General features: G+C 64.5%; 14 protein-coding genes. 5 read left to right on the forward strand and 9 right to left on the reverse strand.

Going from position 1 to position 13,167, the window contains the following annotated elements; all coding sequences use genetic code 11:
• Window positions 1–174: 174 nt before the first annotated feature.
• Window positions 175–543, reverse strand: coding sequence for a CsbD family protein (locus RX330_RS32025; RefSeq protein ID WP_212087974.1), 369 nt, complete (start codon window positions 541–543; stop codon window positions 175–177).
• Window positions 544–626: 83 nt separating this feature from the next.
• Complete coding sequence (locus tag RX330_RS32030; protein WP_212087973.1) at window positions 627–1,364, reverse strand: SDR family NAD(P)-dependent oxidoreductase; 738 nt, start codon at window positions 1,362–1,364, stop codon at window positions 627–629.
• Window positions 1,365–1,461: 97 nt separating this feature from the next.
• Between RX330_RS32030 and RX330_RS32035 the strand changes: the two genes are divergently transcribed.
• Together RX330_RS32035 and RX330_RS32040 are read left to right on the forward strand one after the other, a co-directional pair.
• The gene (locus RX330_RS32035) at window positions 1,462–2,241 is read left to right on the forward strand and encodes an SDR family NAD(P)-dependent oxidoreductase (RefSeq protein WP_317241147.1); all 780 of its coding nucleotides are present in this window, start codon (window positions 1,462–1,464) and stop codon (window positions 2,239–2,241) included.
• A 97-nt stretch (window positions 2,242–2,338) separates the two neighbouring features.
• Entirely contained in the window at window positions 2,339–3,226 is an 888-nt protein-coding gene (locus RX330_RS32040) for a TauD/TfdA dioxygenase family protein (RefSeq protein WP_212087969.1), read from the forward strand.
• 93 nt (window positions 3,227–3,319) lie between these two features.
• Here RX330_RS32040 and RX330_RS32045 read toward each other — a convergent pair whose 3' ends face one another.
• Window positions 3,320–3,964 (reverse strand): YqgE/AlgH family protein, encoded by a 645-nt coding sequence (locus RX330_RS32045; protein WP_317241148.1) that lies wholly within the window; start codon window positions 3,962–3,964, stop codon window positions 3,320–3,322.
• 141 nt (window positions 3,965–4,105) lie between these two features.
• Between RX330_RS32045 and RX330_RS32050 the strand changes: the two genes are divergently transcribed.
• The 3 genes from RX330_RS32050 to RX330_RS32060 all read left to right on the forward strand — a co-directional run bounded on the left by RX330_RS32050 (window position 4,106) and on the right by RX330_RS32060 (window position 7,503).
• The gene (locus RX330_RS32050) at window positions 4,106–4,945 is read left to right on the forward strand and encodes a protein-disulfide reductase DsbD domain-containing protein (protein WP_317241149.1); all 840 of its coding nucleotides are present in this window, start codon (window positions 4,106–4,108) and stop codon (window positions 4,943–4,945) included.
• Window positions 4,946–5,112: 167 nt separating this feature from the next.
• A complete protein-coding gene (locus tag RX330_RS32055; RefSeq protein WP_375848079.1) occupies window positions 5,113–6,480 on the forward strand; it encodes a lipopolysaccharide biosynthesis protein in 1,368 nt (455 codons plus the stop codon).
• Between the two features lie 198 nt (window positions 6,481–6,678).
• Window positions 6,679–7,503, forward strand: a complete 825-nt coding sequence (locus RX330_RS32060) for a sulfite exporter TauE/SafE family protein (RefSeq protein ID WP_317241152.1) — start codon at window positions 6,679–6,681, stop codon at window positions 7,501–7,503.
• Window positions 7,504–7,625: 122 nt separating this feature from the next.
• On the opposite strand, the gene RX330_RS32065 is transcribed toward RX330_RS32060, so the two are convergent.
• The 6 genes from RX330_RS32065 to cysT all read right to left on the reverse strand — a co-directional run bounded on the left by RX330_RS32065 (window position 7,626) and on the right by cysT (window position 13,098).
• Window positions 7,626–8,414 (reverse strand): 3-hydroxybutyrate dehydrogenase, encoded by a 789-nt coding sequence (locus tag RX330_RS32065; RefSeq protein ID WP_212087953.1) that lies wholly within the window; start codon window positions 8,412–8,414, stop codon window positions 7,626–7,628.
• The gene (locus RX330_RS32070; protein ID WP_212087951.1) at window positions 8,407–9,591 is read right to left on the reverse strand and encodes a DUF3734 domain-containing protein; all 1,185 of its coding nucleotides are present in this window, start codon (window positions 9,589–9,591) and stop codon (window positions 8,407–8,409) included. Before RX330_RS32070 ends, RX330_RS32065 begins: the two co-directional genes overlap by 8 nt.
• A 78-nt stretch (window positions 9,592–9,669) precedes the next feature.
• Window positions 9,670–10,173 carry a CAP domain-containing protein gene (locus tag RX330_RS32075; RefSeq protein ID WP_212087949.1) on the reverse strand — a complete coding sequence of 168 codons (504 nt, stop codon included), beginning with the start codon at window positions 10,171–10,173 and terminating at the stop codon, window positions 9,670–9,672.
• Window positions 10,174–10,372: 199 nt separating this feature from the next.
• Window positions 10,373–11,407, reverse strand: a complete 1,035-nt coding sequence (locus tag RX330_RS32080) for a sulfate/molybdate ABC transporter ATP-binding protein (RefSeq protein ID WP_212087947.1) — start codon at window positions 11,405–11,407, stop codon at window positions 10,373–10,375.
• Window positions 11,397–12,302 carry a sulfate ABC transporter permease subunit CysW gene (gene cysW / locus RX330_RS32085; RefSeq protein ID WP_212087945.1) on the reverse strand — a complete coding sequence of 302 codons (906 nt, stop codon included), beginning with the start codon at window positions 12,300–12,302 and terminating at the stop codon, window positions 11,397–11,399. The genes RX330_RS32080 and cysW overlap by 11 nt, the downstream gene beginning before the upstream one ends.
• Before the next feature lie 10 nt (window positions 12,303–12,312).
• The gene (cysT, locus tag RX330_RS32090) at window positions 12,313–13,098 is read right to left on the reverse strand and encodes a sulfate ABC transporter permease subunit CysT (protein ID WP_249153371.1); all 786 of its coding nucleotides are present in this window, start codon (window positions 13,096–13,098) and stop codon (window positions 12,313–12,315) included.
• Between the last annotated feature and the right edge of the window lie 69 nt (window positions 13,099–13,167).

Below are 13,167 nucleotides of genomic sequence, written 5' to 3' on the forward strand. Positions count from 1 at the left end.
CATGTCTGCCGCCGTGTCCTGGACGCGGCGCAGCACTTCTTGGTGATGCGCCGCAGCCGGGACCCAGCTCTCTCACGCCAACTCTCTTGCAAAAGAATGGGCCCCGGCTCTGCGCAGCAGCGCTCTGGCGCTGCGGCGCGTCCGGGGCACGAGTGCGTGCTTGTCGCCCAGCTGTTAGTAGCGCCAGCGCGGCGGCGGACGGCGGGCAGGCCGCGACATCAGGAGCGCGAGCGCAAACCCGATGCCGCCGGCCACCAGCAGCGAGCCGAGCGGATTGTCCTGCACCTTCTTCGTCAGTGCCTGTGTTCCGTCGCGGAAAGTCTCGCCGCTGTTCTCATAGGCATCCTTGGCGTAGCCGGCCGCAGTTTCGCCGGCGTCGCGCACGGCATCCTTGGCTTGGCCGTACAGATTCTGCACCGTACCCGCGGCTTCCCGAGCCTTGCCCGATGCCTGCGTCTTCGCATCGCCTGCCATGTCTCCGATCGCGCCTTCCGCGCGTCCGGCATATTCCTTGGCCGATCCAACAATCCGATCCGTGTCCATGATGATCCTCCTCGGGGGTCAGCCGAAGTAACCGATCAGGCGCGGCACAGTTCCAAGTCGCGACGAAAGTGTAGCTCGCTCGACTACAAGATCAGCCCGCCGTCGACGACCAGCGTCTGGCCGATGATGTAGGACGACAGCGGCGAGGCCAGGAACAGCGCGGCGCCCGCCATGTCGGCCGGCGTGCCTAATCGCCGCAGCGGAATACGCGCAAGCGCGCCTTCGAGCCGCTTCGGATTGTCAGTCGTCACCTTCGTCATCTTGGTGTCGACGAGCCCGGGCGCGATGCCGTTGACGCGGATGCCGTCCTCGGCCCAGGCCTCGCCCAGCGTCCGCGTCAATCCGACAGCGCCGGTCTTCGAGGCGTTATAGGCGGGATTGCCCATGGTGGAATGATAGGCCGCGGTCGAGGACACCATGATCAGCGAGCCCTTCGCATCCCGCAACATGGAATGAAACCGCGTCGCGCAGGCCATCAGACTCATGAGATTGACCTCGACCACCTTGCGGAAGCCGCTCATCTCGAACTCGCCGCGGCGATAGAGCACCGCGCCTTGCGCGAGCACGAGCACGTCGAGCCTGTCGAAGGACGGCTTGAACGCCTCGATCGCACTGGGGTTACCGACATCGAGCTGCGCATAAGAGAGGCCCGTGAGATCAGAGCCTTCCTCGATCGAATAGTCCTTCGGTTGTGCCCGCGTGCCGCAAACCGCGACAAGCGCGCCCCTCGTGCGAAAAGCCTGCGCGATGCCGTTGCCGATCCCGCTCGAACCGCCGACGACCAGCACCTGCCTGCCTGAGAAATCCAGCTCGTTCGCCATCGCGGCCTCCCTTTATGTCTTGTTTGTTTGACCTGTCTGCGGATCGATGCCAGCCTTGTCAATCATAACAAGAACAAGCAGGCCGCGAGGAAACAGCATGCCCGATTTCAAGCAGCTCAGCCGGTCCGTCAAGGGCTTGACCGTTCTCGTCACCGGCGCGGCCAGCGGCATGGGGCGCGCTACCGCGCGCGTGTTCGCCGCGGAAGGCGCCAACGTCGCCGTCACCGACTTCGATGCGCATGGCGCGCAGGCTGTGGCCGGGGAGATTGCCGCGAGCGGCGGCGCAGGAAGGGCGTGGAAGCTCGATGTTGCCGCTGGTGACGAGATCAAGCGCGTGGTCGGCGAGGCCGCCGCGCATTTCGGCGGGCTCGACATCGTCGTCAACAATGCCGGCATCTCCGTGCGGGTTGCGATCGACGACGAAGGCTATGAGGACGCCTGGGCCAAGGGGATCGCGGTGATGCTGACGGCGCATCCGCGCATCATCCGCGCTGCGCTGCCCTATTTACGCAAATCGAACAGTCCGCGGATCGTCAACATTGCCTCGACCGAGGCGCTCGGCGCGACCGCATTGCACAGCCCTTATTCGGCAGCGAAGGGCGGCGTTGCGAGCCTCACCCGCTCGCTCGCCGTCGAGCTCGGTCGCGAGGGCATCACCGTCAACTGCATCTGTCCGGGCCCGATCCGCACGGCGATCACCGACCGCATCTCGGAGGAGCACAAGACCATCTACGCCAAGCGCCGCACCGCACTCGGCCGCTACGGCGATCCCGAGGAGGTCGCGCATATGACGCTGAGCCTGTGCCTGCCGGCCGCGTCCTTCCTCACCGGCGCGGTGATCCCGGTCGACGGCGGGCTGATGGCGCGGAACGCGTGAGTGCCATGCGTGCTGCGCGTTGACATCGCCGGACGCGCGAGTCATTTTTTCCGTAAACAGAGCGGAGAAACCGCTCGCAGATGCGGGAGAGAACGCCATGACGATCGCCATCCGGCAGCTTCAGAAGCATTTCGTCGGCGAGGTGTCCGGCCTCGATTTGCGCAAGCCGCTCACGGCAGATGAGGCGCGCGAGATCGAGGCCGCCATGGACAAATACGCGGTTCTCGTCTTCCACGACCAGGATATCACCGACGAGCAGCAAATGGCGTTCGCGCTGAATTTCGGCCAGCGCGAGGAAGCGCGCGGCGGCAACATCACCAAGGCGGATGAATACCGCCTCACCTCGGGCCTGAACGACGTCTCCAACCTTGGCAAGGACGGAAAGCCGCTGCCGAAAGACAGTCGCGCCAATCTGTTCAACCTCGGCAATTGCCTGTGGCACTCCGACAGCTCGTTCCGTCCCATCCCTGCAAAATTCTCGCTGCTGTCGGCGCGCGTGGTGAACCCGAAGGGCGGCAACACCGAATTCGCCGACATGCGCGCGGCCTACGACGCGCTCGACGACGACATCAAGGCGGAGATCGAGGATCTCGTCTGCGAACACTCGCTGATGTATTCGCGCGGATCGCTCGGCTTCACCGAATATACCGACGAAGAGAAGGAGATGTTCAAGCCCGTGCTGCAACGGCTGGTGCGCACGCACCCCGTGCATCGGCGCAAGTCGCTGTACCTCTCATCGCATGCCGGCAAGATCGTCGGCATGAGCGTGCCGGAAGGCCGGCTGCTGCTGCGCGATCTCAACGAGCACGCGACGCAAGGAGAGTTCGTCTATGTGCACAAATGGAAGCTGCACGACCTCGTGATGTGGGACAACCGCCAGACCATGCACCGCGTCCGCCGCTACGACCAGTCGCAACCCCGCGACATGCGCCGCGCGACGGTGGCGGGCACGGAGCCGACGGTGCAGCAGCAGGCGGCGGAGTAGGCGCGGCACAGCCCCGCTCGGCAAATGGTGTCGTCGCCAGGTCAAGCCGGGCGACGACAGCGGTGGGCGGGGCAGATACAGCGGAGCCTAACGCTACGCGTGCCCGGCCTCGTTCGAGAGCATGCCGGGATCGATACCGATCTTGCGGAGCGCGCGGGAATATTTGTCGTCGACGTCGTCGCCGAAAATCAAATCCGCGTCTGCATCGCAATGCAGCCAGCCGTTGCTCTGGATCTCGGTCTCGAGCTGGCCCGGCGCCCAGCCGGCATAGCCGAGCGCGAGAATGGCGTGCTTGGGGCCGGAGCCGTTGGCGATGGCGCGCAGGATGTCGACGGTCGCCGTGAGGCAGACGCCGTCATCGATCCGCAACGTCGCGTTTTCGATGTAGAAATCGCTGGAATGCAGCACGAAGCCGCGGCCGGTATCGACCGGGCCGCCACGCAGCACCTTCATGCTTTCGGCATTCTCCGGCAGCTTGATGTGCTCGCCCTTCCTGATGATGCCAAGCTGCTGCAAGAGCTCGGGGAAGTCGATGCTGCCGGCCGGGTGGTTCACGATGATGCCCATCGCTCCCTCCGCCGAATGGGCGCAGAGATAGATCACCGAACGCTCGAAGCGGGAATCGCCCATCACGGGCATCGCGATCAGCAGCCGGCCGTCCAGATAACCGGCCGAATTGGGAAGAGCGGGGCTTGCGCTGCGGGTGCTTTCGCCCGTCCTCTTGCCTGTGGGAGCCATCGGTGAAGCACTCCGGTTTCAATTCCTATCCTGATGTCGGACCTGGCCGCTGTCAAATCAAGGCTTGCAGAGGCTCGATTCAAGTGCACCATCACAAGCAATTCAATGGTTTGCCTAGGTTCGACCCTGTAAAGACGTGCCATGCTCACAAGAGTTCCCCTGCGTGCGGCGATTGGCGTCGCGACCGCCCTGCTTGCGTCGTCGCTGGCCATCGTAGCCCGCGCCGATGACGCTTCGCCGTGGCAGCGCGACGGACATTCCGCGGTGCGGCTATTGGCGGGATCGCGCAGCGGCGCTGTCCTGCTCGGCGGTATCGCCTTCCAGCTTCAGCAGGGGTGGAAGACCTATTGGCGCACCCCCGGGGATTCCGGTGTGCCGCCACGATTCGACTTCTCGAAGTCGGACAATGTCGAGGCGGTGACGGTGATGTGGCCGGCGCCGCTGAAATTCGCCGATGGCGCGGGCGGCCATTCGATCGGCTATCACAACCAGATCGTGCTACCCTTGCGGATCGTCCCCAAGGCGGCCGACAAGCCGGTGACATTGCGTGCCGAGATCAACTACGCGGTATGCGAGAAGCTATGCATTCCGGTCGAGGCAAGCGTCGAACTCGGCTTCAACAGCGTCGCCTCGACCGAGGATGCCAATTTGCGTGCCGCGCTCGACACAGTGCCCAAGCCCGCCAATATCGGCGATCCCAATCCGCTCACCATCCGCGACGTCAAGCGCGATGGACCCAAGAACGTGGTGGTCGACGTGGTGACGCCGGACAGCCGCAACGTCAATTTGTTCGTGGAAGGGCCGACGCCCGATTGGGCGTTGCCGATCCCGGCCCCGGTGCAGCATAGCCCGCCCGGGGTGATGCGATTTTCCTTCGAGCTCGACGGCCTGCCGCCGGGCGCCAAGCCCGAGGGAGCAGCGCTGAAATTCACGCTGGTCGGGCCGGAGAAGTCTTACGAGTTCAATACGAATTTGGAGTGAGCAATAGTCGCGGCCTGGTTGCGCGGGCGCGACCGGATCACGATCGGACTGCACCGCCAATCCAATCACCGTGCCGGGATGGGACGCCCACCCAACCCAATCTTAACGAATGGTTGCTAATCCCTCACCTGCCACAGCATGCCTAGCGACCTGAGGGACCGTTCGAATTGGCCGTGATGGATGCAGAACCCGCAACGACTGGACCGGCCGGGCCGATCGCACGGCTGCGGGCCAAGCTGACGGGCGGCCCGAGCGAAGCATCGCTGACGCGGCGGCTTGCCGGCACCATCTTCATCATCCGCGTGATCAGCGCCGGGCTCGCCTATGTCTCGCAGGTGCTGCTCGCCCGCTGGATGGGCACCTCCGATTACGGCGTCTATGTCTATGTCTGGACCTGGGTGCTGCTGCTCGGCAGCATGATGGATTTCGGCATCTCCGCCTCGGCGCAGAAAATCATTCCCGAGTATCGCAGCAGCGGCGAGCAGGCGTTGCTGCGCGGCTTTCTCTCCGGCAGCCGCTGGCTGACCTTTGCCGTCTCCACGCTGGTCTCGCTCGCCCTTGCCGGCACCGTCAGGCTGCTGTCGCCCTGGATCGACCCGGCCGAAATACTGCCGCTCTATATCGGCTGCATGACGCTGCCGGCCTTCGTCGTTGCCAACACCCAGGACGGCATCGCGCGCTCGCATGACTGGATGCAGCTCGGCCTGATGCCGCAATTCATCATCCGCCAGGCGCTGATCATCGGCATCACGGGCGCCGCCTTCCTGCTCGGCTACCATCTCGGCGCAGTCGCCGCGATGGCCGCGAGCGCCGGCGCGGTGTGGATCGCGATGACGGGGCAGATGGTGGTGCTGAACCGCAAGCTCGCCGACCACATCGAGCCCGGCCCCAAGACCTACGACATCGGCGGCTGGCTCGCCGTCTCGCTGCCGATCCTGCTGGTCGAGAGCTTCTACCTGCTGCTGTCCTACACCGACGTGCTGGTGCTGCAGCAATTTCGCCCCTCCGAAGAGGTCGGCGTCTATTTCGCTGTCGTGAAGACGCTGGCGCTGGTCTCCTTCATCCACTACGCGATGTCCGCGACGACGGCGCATCGCTTCGCCGAATACAACGCAAGCGGCGACAAGACACGGCTATCGGCCTATGTCGCGCATGCGATCAGCTGGACGTTCTGGCCGTCGCTGGCGGCGACGATCGTGCTGCTCGCGCTCGGCAAGCCGTTGCTCTGGCTGTTCGGGCCGCAATTCACGATCGGCTACGACATCATGTTCGTCGCCGCGATTGGCCTGGTGGTGCGCTCTGCGATCGGGCCGGTCGAGCGGCTGCTCAACATGCTCGGTCAGCAGAAGATCTGCGCGCTCGCTTATGCGCTGGCCTTCGTGATGAACCTCGTGCTCTGCATCGCGCTGGTGCCGCGCTACGGCGGCCACGGAGCCGCGGCCGCAACCTCGATCTCCCTCACATTCGAGACCGTCCTCTTGTTCTGGATCGTACGGCAACGGCTCGGACTGCACGTGCTGGCGTTCGGCAAATAGGCGCCGCGCGCTCGCCGTGCCCGCTGCTTTCCAGGGGAACGGCTTTGTCAGAGCGCCCAAGCAAACGAGGCAAACCGCCTCCCCTTATTGAACCTAAAGCAAAATATTTCTTATTCCGCCCAAGCAGTTGCGCATTGGGGGAACTTTATTCTACGCCATATTGCCCAGCCAACGAGATCAACCTAAGATTCCCCTGACATGTTCGATCCACTTTACGTCGCCTCCGGCTTCGGCGTCGGCCTGCTTGTCGGGATGACCGGCGTGGGCGGCGGCTCGTTGATGACGCCGCTCTTGATCCTGCTGTTCGGCGTCCACCCCTCCACAGCGGTCGGAACCGACCTGCTCTATGCCGCAGCCACCAAGACCGGCGGCAGCGTGGTGCACGGCTGGTCGCGCAGCGTGCACTGGCCGGCGGTGCTGCGGCTTGCCTGCGGCAGCATTCCGGCGAGCGCGCTGACGCTGCTGGTGCTGTGGAAGCTCGACCTCAGAAGCGATTCCGAACGGAGCCTGGTCAATCTGGTGCTGTGCTTCGCGCTGCTGCTGACCGCGACCTCACTGATCTTCCGCAAGTCCATCATGGAGCGTTATCGCGGTCGGCTCGAACGGGTCGACGAGCGCACCACCGCGATTGCGACCGTCGTCACCGGCATTCTGCTCGGCGTGCTGGTATCGATCTCGTCGGTCGGCGCCGGTGCGGTCGGCGTGACCGTGCTGCTGCTGCTCTACCCTCGCCTGCCCATGGTGACCATCGTCGGCTCCGATATCGCCCATGCGGTGCCCCTGACGCTGGTCGCCGGCATCGGACACTGGGCGCTCGGTGACGTGGATTGGGCCCTGATGGGCGTGCTGCTGCTGGGTTCGCTGCCCGGCATCATCGTCGGCAGCTTCAGCGCCACACGCGTGCCCGAGACGGTGCTGCGCCTGACGCTTGCCAGCGTGCTGTTCGTGGTCGCAGGCAAGATGTTGTTTGCCGAGCTGAACTTGTCGTCCGCCTTTGTGACGGCGCTGGCCTGGGGACATTGAGCGGGAAACGAACGCCGGAATCGCAGGGTAGGCAAAGCGCAAGCGTGCCCACCCTTTTCCCAATCACGGACAGGTGGTGGGCACGGCGCAAGTGCGCCTTTGCCCACCTATGGCACCGCGCCCTACGCCGCGGTCCAGCCGCCGTCGATCGAGAGGTTGGTGCCGGTGATCTGCGCGGCATCGTCGCCGCACAGGAACAGCGCCAGCGCGGCGACCTGCTCGGAGGTGACGAACTCCTTGGTCGGCTGCGCATCGAGCAGCACGTCGTTGATGACCTGCTCGCGCGTCAGGTTGCGTGCCTTCATCGTATCGGGGATCTGTTTCTCGACCAGCGGCGTCCAGACGTAGCCGGGGCTGATGCAGTTGCAGGTGATCTTGTGGGTCGCGACCTCCAGAGCCACGGTCTTGGTGAGACCGGCAATGCCGTGCTTGGCCGAGACATAGGCCGACTTGAAGGGCGAGGCGACCAGCGAGTGCGCCGATGCCGTGTTGATGATGCGGCCCCAGCCCTTCTTCTTCATGCCGGGGACGGCTGCGCGGATGGCATGGAAGGCCGAGGACAGGTTGATCGCGATGATCTGGTCCCACTTCTCGAGCGGAAACTCCTCGATCGGCGAGACGAACTGGATGCCGGCATTGTTGACGAGGATATCGACCGAGCCGAAGGTCTTCTCGCCGAGCGCGATCATCCCGGCAATTTCGGCCGGCTTGGTCATGTCGGCAGGCGAATAGATCGCCTTGACGCCGAATTCGGACTCGATCTTCGCGCGTTCCTTTTCGATGTCCTCCGCCGAGCCGAAGCCGTTGATGACGACGTTGGCGCCGGCTGCGGCGAAGGCACGCGCATAAGCGAGCCCGATGCCGCTGGTGGACCCGGTCACGACGGCGTTCTTGCCTGACAGACTAACCATTTGATTCGCTCCTTTTTGCCGGGGATGCGGAGACGTCCCCCGTGAGATCGTAGGTCACCATGGTCTCGCCGGACTGCGGCCGCTCGAGCCAATCCCTGTGGCGCATCGACAGATGCACGTCGTTCACGCCGGCGTCCCAATGCTCGACCATGGCGACGTGCGAGAAGTCGTAATCCTTGGACGAGGATTCGTAGTTCTTGCTGCGGTAGATCAGATGCACCACGGTGACGGTGCTTTCGCGCGACACCTTAGCGAGGAATTCGACGGAAGGATCGTTCTTGAGATAATCAGGCAATTTGCCGATCAGGTCGCGCACAGCCCTGCGGGCGTTGTGCAGCTGCTTGTTCTTGTCGGTGTTCATCCGCGTGCGGCTGGAATAGCGGATGTCCTTCTCGCGCTCGGCGGCTTCCAGCAGCGACGTGGGCAGATCGCCGCGCGCGGAAAACAGGTCGACCTGGAAGATCAGCATATCGCGATCGACCTCGGCATCGAGCACATAGTCGAGCGGGGTGTTGGAGGCGATGCCGCCGTCCCAATAATGCTCGCCGTCGATCATGACGGACGGAAAGCCGGGCGGCAGTGCGCCGGAGGCCATGATGTGCTCGGGGCCGATGGTCTTGCCGAGCTTCTTGAACTCATAACTGTCGAAATACCTGAAATTGCCGGAGGTGACGCCGACCGCCCCAACCGACAGGCGCGTCTTCAGGTCGTTGATGCGGTCGAAATCGACCAGACGCTCCAGCGTCTTCTTCAGCGGTCCGGTATCGTAATAGCTCTCAGCTTCGGCATGCCCCGGCGGCCAGAACGGCGCGGGCGGCACGCGCGGAACGAAGAAGCCGGGCACCCCGAAAGTGGCGATCAGCGCGGCGCTGGTCGAGTTGAACAGCTCGCGGCTGTGATCGCTCTTGCCGAGCGGCTTCCACGGCACCGGCGCGGAGACCATTTCCCAGAATTCCTTGAGCCGCCTGACGCGCGTCGGGCCCTCATTGCCGGCGATGATGGCGGCATTGACCGCGCCGATCGAGATGCCGGCGACCCATTCCGGCTCGAAGCCGTGGCCGCACAGCGCCTGATAGGCGCCGGCCTGGTAGGAGCCAAGCGCGCCGCCGCCCTGCAGGACCAGGACGCGTTGCGCATTCGCGGGGATGCTGGGGGATTCCGGGCTATGATCGGTCATGGAGGATTAATAGCAAATGGCGCGCCACCGTGGCGACACACCGCCGCGGCGTCAATGCATGCCGGGATCAAGTCTGGCTTATCGAGGCTCGGTGGAGGCCAGGATCATGGTCCAGAACACCTTGTATTTGGTGCCGGGAGCATAGCTCGCCGCGATGCCCAATTTTGTGACACCGCCCTTGAGCATGTTGGCGCGGTGCGGAGGCGAGTCACGCCAGCCGGAAAACGCTTCCGCCAGCGTATGATAGCCGGCCGAGATGTTCTCGACCGCCACGGTTGCGGGATAGCCGCCGGCGGCCAGGCGCTTGGCCAGCGGCGCGCGGACGTCATGGTCCATCTTGTTGGCAGCGGCCATGGCATTGGACTGGGATTCGGCAAGCCGCATCAGGTCGGGGTCGATGACCACGGTGCCGAGGGCGTTGTTCTGGCGGTATTGCGAGATCATGATCGCGGCCGCCTGCGCATCGAGCTTGGAGCCCGGGACCGCCATATCGGTATACATGGACGGCTGCTGGACCGGTGCCTCGTTGCCGGCACAGCCGGCGAGCAGCAAAGTGATGAGAATTGCGGCCGCAGCGCGCATGGAGGTGCCCCCGAATGAGCGGCCGTTGTTGCATACCAACCGTGGCTGAAAGGTGAATTTTGAAGAAAATCTGACCGGTGTCATTCCGGGGCAGCGCGAAGCGCTTAACTATGGTGCGCAATCGCGCCCCTGAGAGTCTCGCGCCACAATCCCGGGATTCCGGGTTCGATGCTCCGCATCGCCCCGACATGACGGTCGCTTACCCCGCAAAAATCCGGTAGTGGCGGGGCTCGAGCCCGATGGTGTCGCCGGCGCGCAGTTCCTTGCCGCGGGGCGCGTCGATCTCGATCGTCTGGCCGCCCGACAATGCGACCTCAGCCCGCTGCACCGGACCGAAATTGCGGACATGCTGCACGGCGCCCTCGAAGGCGCCGCTGCCGGGCGGGCCGACCAACATGTCATGTCGCCGCACGAACAGTTTCGACGCGCCAGACGCAAGCCCGTCCGCCGCCAGCCGCAGCGGCCGGTCGCCGAGCCTGACGACGCCGCCTTCGACCTGAACCGGCAGCTCGATGGATTCGCCGATGAACCCGTGGACGAACGCGCTTGCCGGCCTTTCATAGACGTCGTCGGGCGAGCCGATCTGCTCGATCCGGCCCTTGTCCATCACTACGACGCGGTTGGCGACTTCCAGCGCTTCCTCCTGATCGTGGGTGACGAAGATCGAGGTGACGTGGATCTCGTGATGCAGCGAGCGTAGCCACCTTCGCAACTCTTTCCGCACCTTGGCATCGAGCGCACCGAACGGCTCGTCGAGCAGCAGGATGCGCGGCTCGATCGCCAGCGCGCGGGCGAGTGCGATGCGCTGGCGCTGGCCGCCGGACAGCTGGCTCGGATAACGATCGGCGAGCCAGTCGAGCTGCACGAGATCGAGCAGCTCTTTCACCCGCGCACGGATCGTGGCCTCGTCTTTCCGTATCGCGCGAGGCTGCACGCGCAGCCCGAAGGCGACGTTCTCGAACACCGTCATGTGGCGGAACAGCGCGTAATGCTGGAACACAAAGCCGACATGCCGCTCGCGCGCGCCCTGTGCCAGCGCGTCCTCGCCGTTGAAGAAGACCTCGCCGGCATCGGGCCAGTCGAGGCCTGCGATGATCCGCAGCAGCGTGGTCTTGCCGGAGCCGGAGGGGCCGAGCAGCGCGAGCAGCTCGCCGTCATTGACCTTGAGGTCCACGCCGTCGAGGGCCGCAAAGCCTCCGAATTTCTTGACGAGATTTCTGACTTCAATGGTCACTTGCGTCGTATCCTTCGTCGAGGTGACGTTCGAGAATGGTTTTCGCGATCAGCGTGATCAGCGCCAGCATCGCCAGCAGCGAGGCGATCGCGAAGGCGGCGACGAACTGGTATTCGTTGTACAGGATCTCGACCAGCAGCGGCATCGTATTTGTCTCGCCGCGGATGTGGCCCGAGACGACGGAGACCGCGCCGAACTCACCCATCGCGCGCGCGTTGCAGAGCAGGACGCCGTAGAGCACGCCCCACTTGATGTTGGGCAGCGTGACGCGGAAGAACGTTTGCAGGCCCGAGGCGCCGAGCGAGATCGCGGCCTCCTCCTCCTGCGTGCCCTGCTCCTGCATCAGGGGGATCAGAGCGCGCGCCACGAAGGGGAAGGTCACGAAGGTGGTGGCAAGCGCGATGCCGGGCACCGCGAACAGGATCTGGATGTCATGACCGCTGAGCCAGCTGCCGAAATAGCCCTGCGCGCCGAACAGCAGCACGAAGACGAGGCCCGAGATCACCGGGCTCACCGAGAACGGCAGGTCGATCAGCGTGATCAGGAAAGACTTGCCCGGGAATTCGAATTTGGCAATCGCCCAGGCGGCGACGAGGCCGAAAACGAGATTGAGGCCGACCGAAATCGCCGCAACCAGCAGCGTCAGCTTGATCGCCGCCAGCGCTTCGGGCTCGGCGAGCGCGGCAAAATAGGCGAGGATCCCCTTCGAAAACGCCTGCGCGAACACCAGGACAAGCGGCAGCACGACGAAGACGGAGAGAAACAGGACCGCCAGTGTGATGATGACGATGCGCACCGCAGGCGACTCGGTACGAAGACTGTCGCGCGCCGCGGCGGCGCGCGCACGCGCATCGGGCGAAGGTAGCGAAACTGAATCTGCGATTTGCATCGTCATGGTCCGCCCCTCAATGCGCCGGCATCCGGCTCTGCGCCCAGCGCTGGAGCCGGTTGACCGCGAAGATGATCACGAAGGAAACGACGAGCATGACCACCGCGATCGCGGTCGCGTCGGCGTAGCGGAATTCGGACAGGCGGATCACGATCAACAGCGGGGCGATCTCGGACACGTTGGGCAGATTTCCTGCGATGAAGATCACCGAGCCGTATTCACCGACCGCGCGCGCGAAGGCGAGCGCGAGCCCGGTCAGCAGCGCCGGTGCCAGCGAGGGCAGGATCACGCGGATGATGGTCTGCCAACGGCTGGCCCCCAGGCTGCCCGCGGCCTCCTCGATCTCGGGATCGAGATCCTGCAGCACCGGCTGCACCGTGCGCACCACGAAGGGAATACCGATGAAGATCATGGCGACGAAGATACCGACCGGCGTAAACGCCACCTTGATGCCGGCCGCGGCCAGCGGCGCGCCCAGCCAGCCCTTCTCGGCGAACAGCGCGGTCAGCGCCACGCCGGCGACCGCCGTCGGCAGCGCGAACGGCACATCGACGATGGCATCGAACAGCCGCCGGCCGGGGAAGCGGTACCGCACGAGCGCCCAGACGATGATGCTGCCCATCACGAGATTGACGCAGGCCGCCGCGAAGGCAAGGCCAAAGGACACGCGCAAGGCATTCAGGGTGCGGCGGCTGGTGAGGATATTCCAGAACTGCTCGGGGCTGAGCTCGAGCGATTTCAGGAACAGCCCGGCGAGCGGAATCAGGATGATGACGGACAGCCATGACAGCGTCAGTCCCATGGTGAGACCGAAGCCCGGCAATGTCCGACGTCTTGCTGCGAGTGCGCTCACCAGGCCCCCCTGCTAAAG

It is taken from the genome of Bradyrhizobium sp. NDS-1, assembly GCF_032918005.1.
Classification (GTDB): Bacteria; Pseudomonadota; Alphaproteobacteria; order Rhizobiales; family Xanthobacteraceae; genus Bradyrhizobium; species Bradyrhizobium tunisiense.

Coding starts and splice junctions, on each gene's coding strand:
- RX330_RS32025 (WP_212087974.1), bottom strand. CDS start 543: ATGGACACGGATCGGATTGTTGGATCGGCCAAGGAATATGCCGGACGC.
- RX330_RS32030 (WP_212087973.1), bottom strand. CDS start 1,364: ATGGCGAACGAGCTGGATTTCTCAGGCAGGCAGGTGCTGGTCGTCGGC.
- RX330_RS32035 (WP_317241147.1), top strand. CDS start 1,462: ATGCCCGATTTCAAGCAGCTCAGCCGGTCCGTCAAGGGCTTGACCGTT.
- RX330_RS32040 (WP_212087969.1), top strand. CDS start 2,339: ATGACGATCGCCATCCGGCAGCTTCAGAAGCATTTCGTCGGCGAGGTG.
- RX330_RS32045 (WP_317241148.1), bottom strand. CDS start 3,964: ATGGCTCCCACAGGCAAGAGGACGGGCGAAAGCACCCGCAGCGCAAGC.
- RX330_RS32050 (WP_317241149.1), top strand. CDS start 4,106: ATGCTCACAAGAGTTCCCCTGCGTGCGGCGATTGGCGTCGCGACCGCC.
- RX330_RS32060 (WP_317241152.1), top strand. CDS start 6,679: ATGTTCGATCCACTTTACGTCGCCTCCGGCTTCGGCGTCGGCCTGCTT.
- RX330_RS32065 (WP_212087953.1), bottom strand. CDS start 8,414: ATGGTTAGTCTGTCAGGCAAGAACGCCGTCGTGACCGGGTCCACCAGC.
- RX330_RS32070 (WP_212087951.1), bottom strand. CDS start 9,591: ATGACCGATCATAGCCCGGAATCCCCCAGCATCCCCGCGAATGCGCAA.
- RX330_RS32075 (WP_212087949.1), bottom strand. CDS start 10,173: ATGCGCGCTGCGGCCGCAATTCTCATCACTTTGCTGCTCGCCGGCTGT.
- cysW (WP_212087945.1), bottom strand. CDS start 12,302: ATGACGATGCAAATCGCAGATTCAGTTTCGCTACCTTCGCCCGATGCG.
- cysT (WP_249153371.1), bottom strand. CDS start 13,098: ATGGGACTGACGCTGTCATGGCTGTCCGTCATCATCCTGATTCCGCTC.